General features: G+C 69.2%; 20 protein-coding genes. 5 read left to right on the top strand and 15 right to left on the bottom strand.

Features of this window, described 5'->3' with window-relative positions:
* From N803_RS18880 to N803_RS09440, 5 genes are all read right to left on the bottom strand, one after another.
* The coding region (locus tag N803_RS18880) for a DUF222 domain-containing protein (protein WP_035904386.1) at positions 1–1,266 on the bottom strand (1,266 nt) is incomplete at its 3' end.
* A gap of 258 nt (positions 1,267–1,524) precedes the next feature.
* Complete coding sequence (locus N803_RS09455) at positions 1,525–3,558, bottom strand: HelD family protein (RefSeq protein ID WP_084764327.1); 2,034 nt, start codon at positions 3,556–3,558, stop codon at positions 1,525–1,527.
* Between the two features lie 76 nt (positions 3,559–3,634).
* Positions 3,635–4,273, bottom strand: coding sequence for a TrmH family RNA methyltransferase (locus N803_RS09450; protein ID WP_035904384.1), 639 nt, complete (start codon positions 4,271–4,273; stop codon positions 3,635–3,637).
* Positions 4,270–4,950, bottom strand: coding sequence for a response regulator transcription factor (locus N803_RS09445; protein WP_035904382.1), 681 nt, complete (start codon positions 4,948–4,950; stop codon positions 4,270–4,272). Before N803_RS09445 ends, N803_RS09450 begins: the two co-directional genes overlap by 4 nt.
* Entirely contained in the window at positions 4,917–6,125 is a 1,209-nt protein-coding gene (locus N803_RS09440; RefSeq protein WP_052112096.1) for a sensor histidine kinase, read from the bottom strand. The genes N803_RS09445 and N803_RS09440 overlap by 34 nt, the downstream gene beginning before the upstream one ends.
* Positions 6,126–6,232: 107 nt before the next feature.
* On the opposite strand from N803_RS09440, the gene N803_RS09435 reads away from it, so the two are divergent.
* From N803_RS09435 to N803_RS09425, 3 genes are all read left to right on the top strand, one after another.
* On the top strand, positions 6,233–7,276 hold the full coding sequence (locus N803_RS09435; protein WP_156969722.1) for a hypothetical protein: 1,044 nt from the start codon (positions 6,233–6,235) through the stop codon (positions 7,274–7,276).
* Positions 7,254–7,745, top strand: a complete 492-nt coding sequence (locus N803_RS09430) for a DinB family protein (RefSeq protein WP_035904379.1) — start codon at positions 7,254–7,256, stop codon at positions 7,743–7,745. The genes N803_RS09435 and N803_RS09430 overlap by 23 nt, the downstream gene beginning before the upstream one ends.
* A gap of 83 nt (positions 7,746–7,828) precedes the next feature.
* Entirely contained in the window at positions 7,829–8,506 is a 678-nt protein-coding gene (locus N803_RS09425) for a DedA family protein (protein ID WP_035904378.1), read from the top strand.
* Positions 8,507–8,548: 42 nt separating this feature from the next.
* On the opposite strand, the gene N803_RS09420 is transcribed toward N803_RS09425, so the two are convergent.
* The gene (locus tag N803_RS09420) at positions 8,549–9,010 is read right to left on the bottom strand and encodes a hypothetical protein (protein WP_035904376.1); all 462 of its coding nucleotides are present in this window, start codon (positions 9,008–9,010) and stop codon (positions 8,549–8,551) included.
* A 138-nt stretch (positions 9,011–9,148) separates the two neighbouring features.
* Between N803_RS09420 and N803_RS09415 the strand changes: the two genes are divergently transcribed.
* The gene (locus tag N803_RS09415) at positions 9,149–9,883 is read left to right on the top strand and encodes an AIM24 family protein (protein WP_035904587.1); all 735 of its coding nucleotides are present in this window, start codon (positions 9,149–9,151) and stop codon (positions 9,881–9,883) included.
* Between the two features lie 55 nt (positions 9,884–9,938).
* Here the strand turns inward: N803_RS09415 and N803_RS09410 are convergent, their stop codons facing one another.
* From N803_RS09410 to N803_RS09390, 5 genes are read right to left on the bottom strand one after another with little or no spacing between them, the layout of a single operon-like run.
* The gene (locus tag N803_RS09410; protein WP_035904375.1) at positions 9,939–10,559 is read right to left on the bottom strand and encodes a response regulator; all 621 of its coding nucleotides are present in this window, start codon (positions 10,557–10,559) and stop codon (positions 9,939–9,941) included.
* A complete protein-coding gene (locus N803_RS09405; protein WP_052112095.1) occupies positions 10,556–11,815 on the bottom strand; it encodes a sensor histidine kinase in 1,260 nt (419 codons plus the stop codon). The genes N803_RS09410 and N803_RS09405 overlap by 4 nt, the downstream gene beginning before the upstream one ends.
* A 7-nt stretch (positions 11,816–11,822) precedes the next feature.
* A complete protein-coding gene (locus N803_RS09400) occupies positions 11,823–12,620 on the bottom strand; it encodes an ABC transporter permease (protein WP_035904373.1) in 798 nt (265 codons plus the stop codon).
* A complete protein-coding gene (locus tag N803_RS09395; RefSeq protein WP_035904372.1) occupies positions 12,617–13,525 on the bottom strand; it encodes an ABC transporter ATP-binding protein in 909 nt (302 codons plus the stop codon). Before N803_RS09395 ends, N803_RS09400 begins: the two co-directional genes overlap by 4 nt.
* Before the next feature lie 18 nt (positions 13,526–13,543).
* Complete coding sequence (locus N803_RS09390; protein WP_084764326.1) at positions 13,544–14,803, bottom strand: MFS transporter; 1,260 nt, start codon at positions 14,801–14,803, stop codon at positions 13,544–13,546.
* 53 nt (positions 14,804–14,856) lie between these two features.
* On the opposite strand from N803_RS09390, the gene N803_RS17475 reads away from it, so the two are divergent.
* A complete protein-coding gene (locus tag N803_RS17475) occupies positions 14,857–15,417 on the top strand; it encodes an ArsR/SmtB family transcription factor (protein ID WP_052112094.1) in 561 nt (186 codons plus the stop codon).
* Between the two features lie 160 nt (positions 15,418–15,577).
* Here the strand turns inward: N803_RS17475 and N803_RS09380 are convergent, their stop codons facing one another.
* The 4 genes from N803_RS09380 to N803_RS09365 form a co-directional block, all read right to left on the bottom strand.
* On the bottom strand, positions 15,578–16,006 hold the full coding sequence (locus N803_RS09380; protein WP_035904370.1) for an FHA domain-containing protein: 429 nt from the start codon (positions 16,004–16,006) through the stop codon (positions 15,578–15,580).
* Between the two features lie 2 nt (positions 16,007–16,008).
* Positions 16,009–16,788 (bottom strand): LemA family protein, encoded by a 780-nt coding sequence (locus N803_RS09375; RefSeq protein ID WP_035904368.1) that lies wholly within the window; start codon positions 16,786–16,788, stop codon positions 16,009–16,011.
* A gap of 99 nt (positions 16,789–16,887) precedes the next feature.
* Complete coding sequence (gene pyrE, locus N803_RS09370) at positions 16,888–17,442, bottom strand: orotate phosphoribosyltransferase (RefSeq protein ID WP_035904367.1); 555 nt, start codon at positions 17,440–17,442, stop codon at positions 16,888–16,890.
* 36 nt (positions 17,443–17,478) lie between these two features.
* Complete coding sequence (locus N803_RS09365) at positions 17,479–18,534, bottom strand: alpha/beta fold hydrolase (protein WP_035904365.1); 1,056 nt, start codon at positions 18,532–18,534, stop codon at positions 17,479–17,481.
* Positions 18,535–18,594 lie beyond the last annotated feature (60 nt).

Below are 18,594 nucleotides of genomic sequence, written 5' to 3'. Positions count from 1 at the left end.
GACCAGATCCTCCCCACCACGCTGCCCCGGCGGCGAACCCGAACCCAGTGATGGTGAACGCGCCGAGGCCGACCGCGGCAGCGGCGAAGACGATCCTGGCAACGGCGAGTCGGGACCGGCTGTTCTCGACCCTGACGGTGAAGCCGGACCCCAGGACGATCGGGAACTGGAACCCGAGGTCGACGGTGCCGGCGCCGGTGAAGTCGTCTGGGCGTTGCCCCTGTCGGCCTCGCCAGCACGTGGATGTGCCCTCGCAGTCTTCGTGGTCGACGCCTTGCTGCCGGTCCCGCTGCTGCTGCCGGCATCGGAATTGTTGGCCGTGGCGCCGTCACGACCGCTGCTGGCATCGGAGTCGTTGCCATGGTTTCCGTCAAGGCTGCTGCCGTCACGATCGCTGCCGTTCCCGTTGATGCCGTTCCCGTTGGGGTCGCCGTCACCGTCCCTGCCGTTGGTGTCTGGTCGGGGGTCGGGGTCGGGGTCGGCGGCGCGGGTGGCGTGGACGATGACTTTGACGTCGCAGTGTTCGAGGATGAGTTCCATCATCGCGTCCGAGCGGGCCATGGCGAGGTTGTCGGCGTCGCCGGCACGGACCAGTTCGCGGGCGCGTTCAGTGACTGCGGCCCACGCTGCTCGGGCGTCTTCGACGCGGAAGTCACCACGCCAGTGGTCAGTACCGTTGACTCCGGCCCGGCGGGTCAGTCCGCGGCGTTCCCGCTCGGCTGCGGCATGTTCGGCGACGGCGTCGGGGTCGACCTGCGCTGCGGTCCGTGCCAGCAGTCGCCGCAGCGGACCGGTCGTCAACTGTCCCCACACGTCTTGGACTCGCTCGACGACTTCGGCGGCGGACTCGGGCGACAGGAACTCGGTTTCTTCGGTCACGACCCGCGCCCGCTGCTCATCGAGGTCCCCGGAGGCCATTGCTTCCACCAGGGCAGGGGTGCGCGTCATTTGCCGGATCGCGTCCAGGATCCGGTTCTCCGCGACATGCACCGAACACCCCAGGCGGGGCGCGGCCAACTCGGGGGCGTCGAGGCGTTGATGACCCAGGCCGTGGTGGATCTCGGTGACGGAGCCGTCTTCTTGCCGGTGGGTGTCCCACGCGGACAGGTGCGCCAACGCGATCGCCTGCCGTGCCGAGGCGGCGTCTTTCTCTCGTTGCGCGAGCTCGATGACGTCGAGGAGTTCTTCCATCGACAGCTCGTGTGCTCCGGCGTGCAGCGCAGCGAACCGACCCTCCAGGGTCGCGGTCGCTGCGGTGGTGTCCATGCCCTCAAGGCTAGTCGAACTGGAGTTCGACAGTCAAGAGTCTCGGGTTACGCTGATGGCTGAATTATGAACTGGCACAACCGAATTCACCATGACCTCGGGCGACGGCACCACGACCAAGCCGAGTGTCAACCCCCGCCACAACCCAACCTAGACACCACTACCGACAGCGGCGGAAGCGCGACGCCAACGACACCAAAACAGCACCGCGGCACAGACGCGTCAGCCAGCTCAGCTGCCCGACACGGCATGCCGGCGTCAGGTGGCCAACGCCTCCGGTAGCGGTTCAGCGTGGATGACCGTGAGGTCCGAGACCGCGCGCGTGAGGACGACATAGAGGCGACGCAAACCAGTTCGCTCGTCGGGCTCAGCCGCGGCGATCTCGGCCGGCTCGAGCACCAACACATGGTCGAACTCAAGTCCCTTCGCAACCGTCGCCGGCACCACATCAACCTGGTGGTCCACGTCGCCGTGGTCGAGCCCCAGCGTCCCGTGCTCGACACCCGCGCCCGTCAGCGCGCGTGACACCTCGGGCACGCGCGCGTCCGGGACGATGACGCCGATGCTGCCCTCGAGGGCGGCGAGCCGCTGCACTTCACCGACCACCCGACCAACGACCTCGGCCCCACCGACCTCCACGAGGTCGAGCCGACCCGGGTTGTCACGCACCGACTCCGGCGCCGCCAACCCGGGCGCCGCCTGCGGCAACAACCGCGCCGCGAACTCGATGACACTCGCCGACACGCGGAACCCGCGCCGCAGTTCCTCGACGACACCCTCCGGTTTCCCGAGGTGCCGCAGGCTCTCTGCCCACGACGCCGTCGACCACGGGGTCGTTCCCTGAGCAATGTCGCCGAGGACCGTCGCCGCACCCGCGGTGCATCGACGACCCACCGCCCGCAGCTGCATCGGTGAGAGGTCCTGCGCCTCGTCCAGCACCACGTGTCCGAGGCTCGGCGTCCGCTCCAGCAGGTCCCCGAGCTCGTCGAGCAACACGGTGTCGGCAACGGTCCACTTGGCCGATCCCGATGTGCGAGAGGGCTTTTCCCACAGCAGCAACCGCTGTTCGTCCTCGGTCAGCACACCCTCCGAAGCCGCCGCGAGCGCCTCAGGATCCGACAGCAAACGGTGCAAGAGCGCACGGGCGTCGACCTTGGGCCAGAGCCCACCGGCATACGCCTTCACCGGCGCACTCTTGGCGATGGCGTCCTGGACGCGGTCGTCCGGGTACTCCCCCAGCGCCTCCATCTTGACGAGCACCGCGTGGGCGAGTCGCTGCGGCAGGAGCAGGCGCGCCGATTCATAGCGCACGTCGCGCGCCGCGAGCCCGTCGACGAGCGGGGCGACGTCGTATGCCGGTACGCGCCACCTCCGCACGCCGCGCGGCACGACCATCGCCTCGGCCGGAGGGACAAGGTGCGACCACACGGCTCGGTGCAGCACCTCCGCCATCCGCGCATCACCCTTGAGTTGCGCGACGTCCGCGGGCTCACTCGCCCGCACCCGGATCTTGTCGGTCTGGGTCAGCGCCTCGATGCTCGTGTGCCGCACCTCCACCTCGCCGAGGGTCGGGAGGACGGCACCGATGTGCTCGAGGAAGGCATCGTTCGGTCCGATGACGAGGACACCGGTGCGCCCGAGCCGCTGCCGGTAGGCATAGAGGAGCCAGGCCGCGCGGTGCAGACCAACTGCCGTCTTGCCCGTCCCTGGCGCCCCCTGGATGCACACGGTCGTCGTCGCGTCGACGCGGACGAGGGCGTCCTGCTCCGGCTGGATCGTCGCGACGATGTCGCGCATCGGACCGACGCGTGGCCGCTCAATCTCGGTCGCCAGAATCTGCGAGCGCGCCTCTGGCTCACCGGAATCGAGCAGGTGCTCATCCTCCATCGCGGTGATCTGACCCCGGTCGTAGCCGAACCGCCGACGCAGCCGCACCCCCATCGGGTCGGCGTGCGACGCGCGATAGAACGTCGTCGAGACGGGCGCACGCCAGTCGATGACGAGCGGGTCGCCGGCGTCGTCTGTGACGTGCCGGCGACCGATGTACCACCGCTCGTCGGCGCCCTCGCCACTGCCGCCCGTGCCGTCGAGGTCTACGCGACCGAAGAACAGCGCGGTCGTGGGGTCGTCCTCGAGGGACTTGGCGCGGCGCCACAAGGTCTCGGCGAGCCGCTCGGCCGAGACGGCGTCACCGCCCTGGATGTCGAGCGCGAGGGTGCGTTCGCGCATGCGAGCCAGTTCGGCGCGCGACTGCGCGAGGTGGTTCCGTTCCTCTGTGAGCTCCTCGTTCATGGGCATGACGAAGTGCCTCTCCTGAGCTCAAGGGATTTGGGGCAAGGAGACACCTTAGGTCACCTGCCCGCGTGAGTCACCCGGGTTTCTGGCCGAACTCGTGGCGCCGCACCCACGCGTGCATGGCGATGGCCGCGGCCGCGCCGGCGTTGATCGACCGCGTCGACCCGAACTGCTCGATGTGCAGGACCGCCTCACACTCCGCACGCATCGCCTCGGAAAGCCCCGGCCCCTCCTGCCCGAAGACGAGCATCGCCTTCCTCGGCAGGTCGTAGGTCTCGAGCGCGCGGCTCCCGGGAAGGTTGTCGATCCCGATGAGATGTATGCCGTGTGCTCCCGCCCACGACGCCAGGTCGCCTGCCGTGGGGTGATGGTGTTCGTGCTGGTAGCGGTCCGTGACCATCGCACCGCGCCGGTTCCACCGGCGCTTCCCGACGATGTGGAAGGCAGCGGCTCCCATGGCGTTGGCGGTGCGGACGACCGAGCCGATGTTGAAGTCGTGCTCCCAGTTCTCGATCGCGACATGGAAGTCGTGGCGCTTCGTGTCGAGGTCGGCAACGATCGCGTCGTGGCGCCAATAGCGGTACGCATCAACGACATTGCGTCGATCGCCGTCGCGGAGGAGGTCGGGGTCGAAGCGCTCGTCGTCGGGCCACGGCCCTTCCCACGGGCCGACACCGACGTCGGCCCGCACCACTGAATCCTTGTCACTCACGTGGGTAGCATCCCTGACTCGTAGGCACGCACGACAAGTTCGGTCCGGTGGCGCGAGCCCGACTTCGACAGGAGCGACCGCAGATGTGTCTTCACCGTCTCGAGCGAGATGAAGAGCACCTCCGCCACCTCGGCGTTGGTGCGTCCGCGAGCAACTTCGGCGAGCACCTCGCGTTCGCGGTCGGTGAGGCGAGCGACCCACGCGGGTGCCTGTGCCTGCGCCCCCGTGTGCGTCTGTGTCAGGGACGCCACCCGGCGGATCGCATCGGGAAAGACGAGTGCGTCGGTACGGGCCACGGTGCGCACGGTGAGGAGCAACTCGTCGGGGGTGGCGCGTTTGAGGACGAAGGCCCGCGCGCCGGCGAGCAGCGCGTCGTGGATGTAGGAGTCGTTCTCGAAGGTCGTGAGGACGACGACCGCAGGGGCACCGTCGCGCGAGGTGAGGCTCTCGGTCGCGGCGATGCCGTCGATACGCGGCATGCGGACGTCCATGAGGACGACGTCGGGGGAGGTACGCGACACGAGGGCCGGCACCTCGGCGCCGTCCGAGCCCTCCCCCACCACGTCGATGTCGTCCTCGAGCCCGAGGATCGCGACGAGTCCGGAGCGCACGAGTTGGTCGTCGTCGACGACCGCCACCCGGATCACACCAGCGGCAGCGTTGCTCGAATCAGCCATGTCCCCTCCTCCTCGGTCCCCGCGGTGAGGGCGCCACCGGCGAGGAGCACCTCTTCACGCAAGCCCTTCAGACCTGCCCGGCCATCCTGCCCACCGGGCGCCCGGTCGTCGCGCATCCAGTTCACCACCTCGAGAACGACTGTCCCAGAGCGGGATTCGAGCCGAAGCTCCGGCGCCCCAACGCCGTGACGGGCCGAATTGGTGAGGGCTTCACGGGCCACACGTTCGACGGTCTCGGCCACGGACGCAGACACCTCGAGTTGCGCCGGGGCGGACACGTGAACCTTGCCCGGGTGCGCGGCGACGGCTCGCAGAACCCCGGCAACGGCGTCGGACCCGGACGCCGTCGTGGAACGCGCTTCCCCTCGTCCCCTGAGGGCACCGACGACGGCGTCGACATCAGCCTGGGCTGAACGACCCAGCTCCTCAACTGCAGTCATGGCTCGTTCCGCCGCATCGGGATCCGTGGCGACCAGCCGACGAGCGGCGGTCGCCTGGATCGTCATTGCGGTGAGCAGGTGGCCGAGCGAGTCGTGCAGGTCGCGAGCGAGGGCGTTCGCCCGGGCAAGGTCGCGCTCACGATTCGCAGCGACGGCGACACGTTCGACCATCGTCGGGCCGATGACCCGCGGCGCCATCCGGGTGAGGAGCACCCCCGCGCCCCAGACCAGCGCAGCCGTCGCAACGAGGGAGACGAGCCCCGGTACGACAACCCAGGCGGCACCCCAGCCGGAGCCGGTGCGGAAGTCCGCACCCGGCATACCGATCGTTTCTGCCCCCGTGAACGGATGGGCGACGAGGCCGACTCCCGTGGGCAGGAGATAGAGCACGCCCACCGCCACGACGAGTCCGAGCGCCGCGAGGAAGGCCAACCACAGAGCGCCGCGACGCCGCGAGGTCCAGTCAGTGGGGTGCGTGACGTCGGGCAGGTCGAGGCCCAGCAGGGCGCGTGCCGTCGCGACCTCGACCGGGCGCACTTCCGGGAGCAGTGCGACCCACGTGACGACGGCGAGGAAGCCGACGCCGAGGACGGTGAGCAGGCCGCGGTTGAGCATCGACTGCGACGGGATGAGCAGTGCCGCCACCGTGGCGCCGACCGCGGCAACGAGCGGCAGGGCCAGGGCGATCGCGACGAACACGTGGGCGACGGCACCCCACCCGGCTCTCCGTCGCATGACACCACCCTGACACGTCACCCTCGTCGGCGAATCCCTCGAACGAGGGACCCGAACCCCTCGCCCGCGTGATGTGCCAGCTGCCGCTGCCGCCGGACAGTCGAGGCATGACCCAACTCGTGCAAACCCGACCCGGCCACACACCGACCAGCCGCTCCCGACGTGGCCCCGGTCGCCTCCGGCTCGTACTCGCCACCATCGCCGTCCTCGCCACGCTCCCCTACGTGGCCATCAAGATCCTCTGGCTGACCGGCTCGACCATCGGCCTCAAGGACCCCGACGCCCTCGCCGGCAGCGCCATGGAGGTCGCCAACGCCATCACCCTCCTCATGGAGCTCACCGCTGCTGCCCTCGCCGTCGCGCTGGTCCTCGAGGTCGGCAAACGCATCCCGGCGTGGCTCGTCCAGATCCCGATGTTCGTCGGCACGGGACTCCTCGGCGGGATCCTCGTGCTGCTCCCCGTCGAGGCCATCAGGAGCGCGGTGACGACGCCGAGCGCGAAGCAGACCGCGATGACGGAGTTCGACCCGATCGCGGGCTGGGTGTACGCGATGGTCTACGGGGGCTTCGCCGTGCTCGGGGTCGCGCTGCTCACGATCTTCGCGCTGCACAGCTGGGAGCGGTGGATCCGCCCCGGCGGTTGGACGACACGCCTGTCGACGTGGGCCCCGGTCCCCACACGCACGCGTGTCCTGACCATGGCCCATGCCATCGGCCTGGTGGCGATCTGCGTGGCCGAACTCGTCGTCGCCACCCGTCTGGAACTCTTCGGATCGCACAGCATCGTCGCGGTCCTTCTGTCCGTCGTCGCGGGCGCGGGCCTCATCGCGCTGGCCACCCGTACCCCCGGTTCGCTCCGCGGATCGAGCGCCCTCGTCGTGACCTATGTCGGCGCGGCCGCCGTCGCTGCGTGGGGCCTGTTCTTCTTCATCGTCATGTCACTGCCCAACCCACTGCGCGGCGACGATCCGATCCCGACCACGCTCGCCATCCTCGAGTTCCTGCGAGGCCTCAGCGGCTTCATCACCGTCATCGTCGCCAGCCGACTGCGCAAGGTGAGGTCCGTGCCTGGCAGGCGGATGGGAAACCTGAGTGCGAGACCAGCCAAGGGACCGCAGACTGAGGGGCATGGGACCGCAACTGCTGAGTGAACGGGACAACTACGTCGACTACCTCGACAGCCGGCGGGAGGCGTTCGCGCGCAAGTGCGAAGGGCTGGCGCCCGAGCAGCTCGCGACGCGCTCGGTGCCGCCGTCAACCATGTCGCTGCTCGGGATGATCCGTCACCTCGGAGAGGTCGAGCGGATCTGGTTCCGCCGCTGGCTCGTTGGCGAGGGCGACCCGGGCCGCCTCTACGGGCCGCGCGGCGCGGACGTCGACTGGGACGGCGCCGTCGCGGACCAGGCCCTCGTCGACGAGGCCTGGACGAACTGGCGAGACGAGGTCGCCTTCTCGAAGGAGTGGCTCGCAGCGCACGACGACATGGACGCCACCGTCGACTGCGACCACCACGGCGTCCTCAACGTGCGCGACATCGTCGTGCACATGATCGAGGAGTACGCGCAGCACCTCGGCCACGCCGACCTGCTCCGCGAGGCCATCGACGGCCAGAAGGGCTGACGGGGCCCGACCCCGGGGCGCGGCGAGCGGCACAGGAGGCATGCAGCGAACGCTCAGCCGGACGGCATACCCTTGGCTCCGTGATGATGCCGACGCTTGGCCCCGACTGGATGGACCCCCAGTGGCTCCTCGACCGCTTCGGCTCCCAGTTCTTCTGGGTCAGCGTCGCGATCGTCTTCATCGAGTGCGGGCTGCTCTTCCCGATCCTGCCCGGTGACTCGCTGCTCTTCGCGATCGGCCTGTTCATCAGCCGCGGCGACATCGGCATCAACATCCTGCTCGCCTGCCTCATCCTCAGCATCGCGGCGTTCGTCGGCAACGTCGTGGGCTACGAGATCGGCCGGGCCATCGGTGCCCCGCTCTATGAGCGCAACGGCCGCTTCATCAACAAGAAGTACTTCGACCAGACGCACGCCTTCTTCGAGAAGCACGGCGCCAAGGCCCTCGTCCTCGGCCGCTTCGTGCCGATCGTGCGCACCTTCATCACCGTCGTCGCCGGCGTCTCCCGCATGGACCGCCGCCACTTCTTCGTGTGGAGCGGAGTCGGCGCCGTGCTGTGGGCAACGGGCATCACCCTGCTCGGCTACTTCCTCGGCGGCATCCAGTTCATCCACGACAACCTCGAGGCCGCGATCCTCGTCATCGTGGCGTTCTCGGTCCTGCCGATGGTCTTCGAGTACCTCCGCCACCGCAGCGCCTCACGCACGGTCATCGAGGAGACCGCGGAGGTCGTCGACGACATCCGCGACGACCGCATCTGAACTGCCTGTCGCCTGCTGCGCTGCCCGGTATTCCCGAGCGGATCAGCTCCAGCTCGGCGGAGGCGGCGGGGCACCTGTGCCCGCGCCTCCATCAACTCCGGTCGGGCCGGACGGGTCCGGCGCAGCCTGAGGCGCAGCCTGAGGCTGAGCCTGGGGCGCGGCCGGCGGAGTCGGGGCGGGCGGGGTGGCCGCCTGGCCCGCTTCGTACTCGCGTCGCACTGCTCCCGGAGGAGGCGGTGGAGCGCCGGGTGCCGTGTGGGCCGAGGTCAACGTGAGGTTGAGGCGCCCACTTGCTTCGAGCGTCCGGAGCTCACCCATGATCCGCTGGTACTCCGCGTCCGGACCGGGCCGGCCCTGGGCGTTGAGATAGGTCAGCGCGCCGAGATCGCGCAGGAGCCGGTCACTCTGCCCGGAGGCCGGTGACCCGCTCAGCCCTCCGATGAGATCCGGATTCGCCGCCGCGAAATCAGTGGCTGCCTGCTTGGCCTTGTCGAGAAACCCCATGCCCCTGCTCCCTGCCCACATCGATCGATGACTGTTCTGCTCAAACGATATCCGCGGCCGCGGACCACGTCATAGGTTTGCGTCGAACCCCGGAAACGGCTCCGGGAGGGGAGATCACACTCGAAGGGGATGCAGGCCATGACGATCCACGGATCACTGTTCCAGGACTTCCGCGAGAAGGAGACGGCCGACCCGTTCTCGCTCCAGAACAAGAAGCTGCTCCGGGTGGACATGCGCTACGGCGAGGTCATGGCCCGCGCCGGCTCGATGGTCGCCTACCAGGGCGACATCCGCTTCACGAAGAAGAGCCAGGGCATGAGCAACATGTTCAAGTCAGCCGTCACGGGCGAGGGCCTGACGCTGATGAGCTGTGCGGGTCAGGGCGAGCTCTTCCTCGCCGAGTCTGCCGCCGAGGTGCAGGTCATGTATCTCGAGAACGACGCCATCTCCGTCAACGGCAACAACGTGCTGGCCTTCAGCAGCTCGATCAGTTGGGAGATCCACCGGATCCAGGCCCGTGGCGGAGCCATGACCGGCGGGCTCTACAACGTCGGGCTCAAGGGCACCGGCTACGTGGCAGTGACGACGAAGGGTGACCCGGTGGCACTCGATGTCGCCAGCGCCCCCACCTTCGCGGATGCGCAGGCCGTCGTCCTGTGGACCTCTGGCGTCCGCATGGATGTGCGCATCGACACCGGCGGTCTGGGATCCCTCGTGCGCGGCGGTACGGGTGAGCTGGTGCAGATGGCGTTCAGTGGGCAGGGACATGTCCTGGTCCAGCCGAGCGAGTCCGTCGTGGACGGTGGGCACCAGCAGTCGGGAGGCGGCAACAGCGGCGGCGCGGGTGGGCTCCTCGGCCAGGTCCTCGGCTGAGCCGACCACTCGGCAACGTCGCTGAGAGTTGCGCCCGGGCGCGCGTCGCCTCACCTCACAGGCTGATCAAACCCATTCCGTATGCCGCGGTGACGGCTGCCGTCCGATCCGTCACCTCGAGCTTGGCGAAGATCCGCAGCAGGTGCGTCTTGACCGTGGCCTCGCCGATGAAGAGCTCGCGACCGACCTCGGCGTTGGACAGTCCGCGGGCCACCGCCCTGAGGACATCGAGTTCGCGCGGCGTGAGCTCGACCCTGGGCGCCTGGAGCCGCTCGGCCAGCTTGGCCGCCACCGGAGGGGCCAGGACGGTCTCGCCGAGGGCGGCACGACGAATCGCGTCGGCGAGGACGGTCGGGGGCGTGTCCTTGAGCAGGTAGCCGCGCGCCCCCGACTCGACAGCACGCACGATGTCGGCGTCGGTGTCATAGGTCGTGAGGACGAGGACCTGGGGAGGGTCGGGCAGCTCGCGCAGCCGGGCAGTCGCCTCGGCGCCGTCCATCACGGGCATGCGCAGGTCCATGAGGACGACGTCCGGCGTGAGTCGGGGCACGATGGCGAGCGCCTCGGCGCCATTGCCGGCCTCCCCGATGACCTCGACATCGGCCATCTCGCCGAGCAGGGCGACCATCCCCGCACGGACGACCGGGTGGTCGTCGACGACGACGACGCGGATCATCGGGGCAGCTCCATCCTGAGTCGGGTACCGCGGGGTGCGGCGGGTGCGATGGTCACAGCCCCACCGAGTTCCGCTGCGCGAGAACGCAGTCCGTCCAGGCCGAAGCCGTCGCGCGCAGCGTCGGGGTCGAAGCCGGAGCCGTCGTCGGTGACTTCGAGGGAGACCTGCGTGGGTGCGTAGTCGAGCGTGAGGCAGGCCGCCTCGGCTCCGGAGTGGCGGCGCACGTTGGACAGCCCTTCCTGCGCGGCGCGGAGGACGACGACCTCGGCGTTGCCGCCGAGGGGTGCCGGTTCGCCGGTGACGGTGGACGAGACCTGTATGCCGGTCTCTCGCGTCATCGTGTCGGCAAGCCTCGCGAGTGCCTCGACGAGCGTGCGCGACTGGAGGTGGCCGGGAGTGAGTTCGGCGACGATGACGCGTGCCTCGGCCAGGTTGTCGACAGCGGTCTGCTCGACCATGGCGAGCCGCTCGCGTACGGCCTCGAGGTCGCCGCGATCCAGAGCCGATCCCGCAGCCCGGGACAGGGCGACGACCGAGGTGAAGCCCTGCGCGAGCGTGTCGTGGATCTCGCGCGAGAGACGACTGCGTTCGTCCATGACGCCCTGCGCCCGCTCCGCGACGGCGAGTTGCTCGCGGGTGGCGCGGAGCTCGTCGATGACGCCGGCCCGTTCCTCGGCCTCGCGGATGATGCGGTGGATGAACATGCCGAGGGCGGCCGAGAGGGTGAACGAGATGAGCACCGACACGAGCGCACCCGGCACCTCGGCTGCGGGGTTGTCCGCCGGGGCGACGACGCTGACGAAGATCGCGGCGAGACCGAGTCCGGTGGCGAGCAGTGCGGGCCGGAGGGAGAACGTGGCCCAGATCTGCGGGAAGAGGCAGAAGAACAGCAGCCATGCCTCGAACTCGGGGTCGAGCGCGATGATCGTGAGGAGGCAGGTCCACGCGCAGAGGTGATAGAGGACGGCATACACGGTCTCCTCGTGCATGAGCGCGCGGCGACCGAACAGGATGTAGGCGAGGGCGATCCCGCCGAGGAGGACGATGGTGGGCCACCGCCCGTGGGGACCGGCCGGTTCGAGCAGGGCGACGACCACGGCCGTCGCGATGAGCGCGTAGCAGCCGAAGTCCCACCACTTGGCCTGTCCGCGCCACATGGCCGCGAGCTCGTCGGTCGAGAGCTGCGACCGAGCCGAGGACTCCGAGGACTCCGAGGGCGACGCGGACGGCGGGGACGGCGTGGACGGACTGGTCACGGTGCCATCATGTCGTGCCGCGCTTGAACCACTTGAAGGTCAGGACGCAGAGGACGAGTCCGGCGACGGCCCAGCCACCGAGGACCAGGGCGGTGCGACCGTGTTCCCAGGCGCCTGCCATCTCCATCGAGGCGAGCTGGTCGGGGAAGAAGGCCGAGCGCATGCCCTGGGCGATCCACTTGAGCGGGAAGATCGAGGCGATGTGCTGGAGCCAGCTCGGGATGTCGGTGAAAGCGAAATAGACGCCCGAGATGAACTGCAGGATGAGCATCGGGGCGACGACGACCGCGCCGATGGTTCGGGCGGTGGCGAGTGAGCTGTAGGCCGTGCCGAGAACGGTTCCCGCGAAGGCACCCAGACCGAAGACCCATGCAAAGGTGAACCAGCGATCGGCCGTGTCCGGAAGTTCAACCCCGAACGCAAACCTGGCGACGGCAAGGAGCAAGACCTGTTGTGCCAGTGCGGTGGTCACGACGAGACCGACCTTGCCGAGGAAGTAGGACACCGGCGGCATGGGCGTGCTGCGGAGTCGCTTGAGGGTGCCGTCGTCACGCTCGGCCGCGACCGACATCGCCATCGTCTGGAAGCTCGTGAGCAGGATGCCGGCCGAGATCATGCCGGGCAGGAAGTACTCGGCGGCGCTCATCTGCGACCCCCCGGCTTCCATCTCGTCGCCGAAGATCACCGAGAAGAGCGCGAGCATGAGGATCGGGAAGAGGAAGGAGAAGAAGACGGCCTCCTTCTCCCGCGAGTACATCTTCAGCTCGAGGAGCGTGCGGTCGAAGCCGAGTGCGACGGCGTTCATGCCGAGACCTCCTGGGCGATGGAGTTGGTGCGCCCCGTGTCGTGTGAAGCAGGCTCGTCGTGCGCAGCCACATGGGGTGCGATGAGTGACAGGTAGGTGTCCTCGAGGGAGGGGCGGTTCACGACGAGCTCGGGCACTTCGCCCTCGAACCGCTCGGCGAGCCGCCGCACCTCGAGGGTCGGCGTCGCGGTGCGCACGGACTGGCGCTGCCCCTGCTCAAGCCAGGTCACCGTCGCCTCCTCCGACGCTCGACCCCCGAGGTTGGCGGGCGTGTCGAGGGCGAGGAGTTGCCCACCGGCGATGACGCCGACGCGGTCGGCGAGCTGCTCGGCCTCGTCGAGGTAGTGCGTCGTCAGCAGGATCGTCGTCCCCTCGGATGCCAGGCTGCGGATGAGCTCCCAGAAGTCGCGGCGCGCCTGCGGGTCGAACCCGGTCGTCGGCTCGTCGAGGAAGAGGAGCTCGGGGCGGCCGACGATGCCGAGCCCGACATCGAGCCGGCGACGTTGCCCGCCGGAGAGTCCGGCGATGCGGACGTCGGCCTTCTCCTCGAGCCCGACAGCGGCGATGACCTCGTCGATGGCGCGGGGTTTGGCGTAGGACCGCGCCGTCGACGCGAGGATCTCCCTCGGCGTGAGCAGATCGAGCCCCGATGACGACTGGAGGACGATGCCGATTCGGTTCCGCCACAGCCGGTTTGCGCCATGCGGGTCCTCGCCCAGAACGCTGACCTCACCGGCATCCCGGGTGCGGAAGCCCTCGAGGATCTCGACGGTGGTCGTCTTGCCGGCGCCGTTCGGACCCAGCAGCGCGAAGACCTCGCCGGTCTCGATGTCGAGGTCGAGGCCGTCGACTGCACGTTTGCTGCCGTAGGCCTTCTCAAGCCCCCTAATGCTGATCGCTGTCATGCCTCCAGCATCCTCGCGTCAGCGTCCGGTCGGCACCGACCACTGGGTGGAGTCGGAGTCCACCGACCGGTGGACAGGGCGCTGCACGCGAAGCGCCGCGGCCGCAGCGATGAGGAGCCCGGCAGAACCACAGATGACGTATGCCGTGCGCGCGCCGACCAGGGTCCCGAGGACTCCACCGAGGGTCAGGGCCCCGATCGTCGCCGATCGGGACAGCCCGCTCACGAGGGTGATGACCTTGCCCCGGTCGACCTCCCCGATCTCTCGGAGGAGCAGTGCGAAGATCAACGCGTTGACGATCCCGAGCGCCAGTCCGACAACGAATGCTGCTCCGGCGTAGGCCCCCAGGGTCGGCGCGAGACCCTGCACGATCTGGGCGAGCGGGACGACGGCGATCCCGAGGAGCAGCCCCCGGATTCGTGCAGGGCGGGAGCGAATGGCCGCAGCGGCGAAGGAGCCCAAGACGGCGCCGACGCCGGCGCAGGCCTCGGCCATGCCGTATTGCCTGGGCGTGGCTCCGAGGTCGCCTCTGACCAGGAAGACCTCGACCGCGTTGACGGCTTCGATGGTGAGGATGAGCGGGACGATCGCGAAGACGAGCGTTGCCAGCACCGGGTCACGGCGCAACACCGTCACGCCATCGCGCGGAAGGAGCGATGACCGACGCCACCGTTCGCGCTCACCCACCGGCGCGCCCACCCGCCCCACCCTGAGAGCGAGTGCAGCTCCGATGAGCCCGACGAAGCTCGCGGCGTTGACGGCCAGCGCCGTTCGGCTGCCCCAGTGTTCGACGACGACGCCCGCGACTGCGGCCCCGATGGGTGAGGCCACGGCGCGCATCCCCTGGGCCAGCGAGACGTACGTGCCCGACAGGTCCTCGCCGACGACCCGCGGCATGACCGCGCTCCACACCGGGTTGGCGAACGCGAACCCCGTCTGCATGACGACTGCCGCCGCGCAGACCCACACCACCGACGGTGCGACCACGAGCCCGATCGCGCCAGCCGCCTGGACGGCAAGTGCCAGGACGAGGACGCGTCGCGGGTCGTGGCTGTCAGCAACCGATCCGGCGAGACCCATCGTCGCGACGATCGGCAGGGCGAAACAGATGAGCAGGGCCATGACGGCAAGCGGTCCGTGCCCCTCCTCATGCAGCTTCAGGAGCAGGGCGACCAGGGCCGTGGCATCGCCGACCATCGAGACGACACTCGCCCCGAGGACGAGGCGAGCCTGACGCACGGCCAGCACACCGGCATACTCGTGAAGTAGTTGCTTCATATATGTGAAGGTAACGCTTCATGAATTCCAGCGTCAACACTAGGCTGGGATCCATGGCGAAGAAGCGACCCGACGAGCTCCGGATCACCGACCCGCGAGCCCTCCGCGCGCTGGCGCACCCGGCGCGGCAGCGGCTCATCACTGAGTTGTTCTCCGGCGAGGTGCTCACGGCCACCGAAGCTGCGCGTCTCGTCGACCTCACCCCCTCGGCGACCAGCTACCACCTGCGCGCGCTCGAGAAGTGGGGGGTCGTCGAGCGCGACGCGGCCTCGAGCGACGGCCGCGAACGGCCGTGGCGGTCGAGCGCGACATCGATCTCGATCCTTCCCGAGGCGCACCGGGCGGCCGGTCGCGACCTCAGTCGCACCTCCCTGGCCAAGTGGTTCGTGGGGCTGGACGCGGGGCTCGACCGCCTGGCCGCATCACTCGAGACGGGCGAGGAGACGGGCATGACGTCACGGGGCCGGCTCTGGGTCACCGACGCCGAGCTCGAGGAGATCAAGGAGCAGCTGAACGAGGTGTTCCGGGCCTACAAGGGGCGGACCCGGCGCGAGCACCCGGACGACGCGCGGCCGTGGGACGTCTACGCTCTCATCCTCCCGACCGAGAAGTAACCGCAGACCCTCCCGATCGCGGCTGCGCGGCCCGCGGGCTCTGCGCCGGTCGTGCGACCGGCGCAGAAGCTGGTGACCGGCGCACGGATGGCTGCGCCGGTCACGAAGGTGGGCGCCGGTCGCTCGACCGGCGCACATGTTCGCCTCGCGGCAGGAGGCCTCAGCCGGCGGCCGACTCCCGACGCAGCACGATGCGAGTCCACGACCCGAGGTAGAGCACGCTCCCAGCAGCGACCGGTCGACCGATCTCGATCGGGTCCTGCGGGATGTCTCCGACAGCGCCGCTGACATAGGTGCCGTTCGCGGAGCCGAGGTCCTCGACCACCCAACCGTCACCCTGTCGCGTGAGCTGGGCGTGGCGACGACTCACTCCGGCGTCGCGGTCGCAATCGATGTGCGGGACGACCGCGTGGGTCTCGCTGTGCCGACCGATGAGCAACTGGCTACCGCGCAGCGGGACGACCGTGGGCGGTCCGGGCTCGGGCAGCCGGTCCGGGCTGCTCTGGCACTCGTACCACTGCGGATCGACCCAGACCTCAGCCACCCACGGCTCGGCGAGGACGCTGCGGGATCCCCCCTGAACCGACACGTTCAGACTCGGGGTGCGGGCGGGGCCGGCGGCACGTCGCCGGGAGGCGTCGTGGGGTCAATGGGCTGGGTGGCCTCAGCGGGCGGCGCAGCCTGCGGGGCCGGAGACGCAGCCGGCGGCTCGGGTGCGGCGGGCGTCTGAGCCGGGGACGTCGGCGACGGCGGGGTGGAGGCGGAAGGTGCCCCACCGGCATACCCACTCGGCGGCGGAATCGTCGCGTCGCGCTGTCCGAAGTCGACCTTCGGGGCCTCGCGCTGCTCGCCGACGGCCTCGAAGTACTCGGCCTGCTTGATGCCGAAGATGCCGGCGACGAAGTTCGTCGGGACCGTCTCGACCTTGGTGTTGAGGTCACGCACGGTCGCGTTGTAGTAGCGACGCGCCGACGCAATGCGGTCCTCGGTGCTCGTCAGCTCGGCCTGGAGCGCCATGAAGTTCTGGTTCGCCTTGAGGTCCGGGTAGGCCTCGGCAACGGCGATGAGGCGTCCGAGCGCTTGGCTGAGGATGTTCTCGCTCTCGGCCTGCTGACCCGGCGACTGGTTCGGCGCCATCGCGGCCGAACGCGCCTTCATGACGTCCTCGAGCGTGCCGCGCTCATGCGCCGCGTAGCCCTTGACCGTCTCGACGAGGTTGCCGATGAGGTCGTGCCGTCGCGTCAGCTCGACGTCGATCTGCCGCCACGCCTCCTGCACGAGGTTGCGCAGCTTGATGAGGCCGTTGTACATCCCGACCACGATCAGGGCCAGGACGACGAGGATGGCAACGATGACGATTGCGGTGATCATGGGAACTCCCCTGTTCGAGACGTCTCGTCCGCGATCCTAGAGCCTGTATGCCGTGTGCTCCGGGATGCGCGAAGGTGCAGGTCGCGGTCTGGTCGAGCCTCAGGCGAGGCCGAGGTCGGCGAGGCCGTAGACGTGGCGGTACTGGAGCCCGGCGTCGGCGAAGACCTCGGCTGCACCCGTGGCGCGGTCGGCGATGGTCGCGACACCGACGACGGTGGCGCCGGCCTCCTGCGCGGCCTTCGCGGCATCGAGCGGCGAGGCTCCTGTCGTGGACGTGTCCTCGACGATGAGGACGCGGCGGCCCTCGATCGACGGGCCCTCGATGCGCTGCTGGAGACCGTGGGCCTTGCCGGCCTTGCGGACGACGAACGCGTCGAGGCGCTCACCCGCGGCGGCGGCGGCGTGGAGCATCGACGTGGCAACGGGGTCCGCGCCGAGGGTCAGGCCACCGACGGCGTCGAAGTCGAGGTCCTTGGCGAGGTCGCGCATGACGCGGCCGACGAGCGGGCTGGCCTCACCGTCGAGCGTGATGCGGCGCAGGTCGACGTAGTAGTCGGCCTCCTTGCCGGAGGAGAGGGTGACGCGGCCGTGCACGATGGCCTTGTCCTTGACGATCTCGAGCAGGCGGGCGCGGTCGGAAGCGATGTCAGTCACGGCCCCGACCCTACCGAGGGGCCGGGGCCGCCGACCTCACACCTCCTCGGCGAGCAGGTCCCTGAGGGCGTCGTCGATCTGCGGGATGTACGTCGGCGCGACGCCGAACAGACCCAGGTGGCCGAGAACGTCGTCGATGACCCTCAGCTCGGACCCGGCAATCAGGGCCTGCTCAGCCGCGCAGTCCCGGACCGGGAAGAACATGTCCTCGTTGATCGGCATGACGAAGGTCTTCGCCGTGATCCTGCCGAGGGCCGCGGCGAGGTCACCGCCGGTGTGCCGGGCGACGTCGCCTCGCTGCCACTTCCAGGCCATGGCGAGCAGGTCGTTGGGGTCCATGGCCGTGAAGTACGGCTCGAGGAAGCCCTCGAGGAACTCCTCCTTGGACTCGAACTCGAGCGCCCGCCAGACCTCCTGCTTCCAGAACTCCGTCGAGAAGCCCATGATCCCCCAGAGGTGGGCGTGCCGGGTCAGGCCGTCGAGGACTTCCTTGTTCGACGTGTACTCACCGTTGTTCCATCGGGCGTCGGACCAGATCTGCTCGTTGAGCGCCTCGGTGAACAGGAAGTCGTGTGGGGTGTTCTGCGCGGTCCCGGCGATGGGCGCGGCACGAAGGACCTTGTCCGGGAAGCGGACCGCCCACTCGTAGGTCTGCTGTGCTCCCATCGAGCCGCCGACGACGAGCGCGAGGCGTTCGATGCCGAAGTGCTCGCGCAGCAGGCGCTCCTGGGCGACGACGTCGTCACCGATCCGCACGTTCGGGAAGCGGGACATCGAGATGCTCGCGTCCCCCGTGTTGTGCGGTGACGTCGACAGGCCGTTGCCGATCTGGTTGACGCAGACGATGAAGTACTTCGTCGGGTCGAGCGCGTGGTCCTCGCCGATGTAGATCTCGCGCCACACCTGGTGCGTCCCCGAGTACCACGTCGGGATGAGGATCGCGTTGTCCCTGGCGTCGTTGAGGGTGCCGAACGTCGCGATCGCGAGCTCGCAGTCGGGGATGCTCCCGCCCTCTTCGAGGTCGAGCCTTCCGATGCTGACCAGCTCGTAGTCGCCGTGGAACTCGTGGGAGTAGTAGGGGTTGTCGATCATCACTGCGCCTCGCACTTCATTGGACGGACGGGTCGTGGACGATCGTCGTCGCGCGAGGGC

It is taken from the genome of Knoellia subterranea KCTC 19937 (genome assembly GCF_000768685.1).
GTDB classification, from domain to species: Bacteria; Actinomycetota; Actinomycetes; order Actinomycetales; family Dermatophilaceae; genus Knoellia; species Knoellia subterranea.
Note: the sequence above shows the minus strand (reverse complement) of the source record. Positions and strands in the feature narration are given on the sequence as shown.